This window comes from Mesorhizobium sp. M7A.F.Ca.US.005.03.2.1 (assembly GCF_003997795.1).
Lineage (GTDB): Bacteria > Pseudomonadota > Alphaproteobacteria > Rhizobiales > Rhizobiaceae > Mesorhizobium > Mesorhizobium ciceri.
This window is the reverse complement of sequence record NZ_RZRP01001605.1, coordinates 1-464: the sequence shown is the minus strand read 5'-3', so window position 1 is coordinate 464 and position 464 is coordinate 1. Positions and strand designations below refer to the sequence as shown.

The following is a 464-nucleotide window of genomic DNA, read 5'->3' as shown; positions in this document are numbered from 1 at the left end:
CAGCAGGAACAGCGCGCCTTCGAACACCGAGCCCATCGGCAGGACCGATGTTTTTTGCGCCCCCTGATCGTTGGCCATGGTCTGCGCGGGAATGAGCAGCGTGAAGTCGGCAAGCCTTGCCGCGCTGCCTTCGGCCTGGGCGGTCAGCAGGAGATTGGTTGCACCTGCTTGGCGCGCGACCTGCATCAGGGTCAGCACGGTCGAGGTTTCTCCCGGCCCGGAACTGACCAGGAAGACATCGCCCTGCCCCAGCGGCGGCGTGTTCATGTCGCCGACCACGGAAACCGGCAGGCCCAAATGGTAGAGCCGCATGGCAAAACCCTTGAACTGCAAGGCCTCGCGGCCGCAGCCATAGACGACGATCTGTCGCGCGCCGGCCAGCGTTTTGCAGGCGGCGTTGATCCGGCTTTCGTCGATGCGTGCCAGCACGCCACCCAGCTCCTCAAGTGAGGTCTCGAACAGGC

At 64.9% G+C, this 464-nt stretch carries 1 protein-coding gene; it reads right to left on the bottom strand.

Annotated features, from left to right (window positions below; all coding sequences use genetic code 11):
- Positions 1 to 462 (bottom strand): SIS domain-containing protein (locus EN991_RS39400; RefSeq protein ID WP_245461221.1); only part of this gene is annotated, 462 nt, incomplete at its 3' end.
- Positions 463 to 464: the final 2 nt, after the last annotated feature.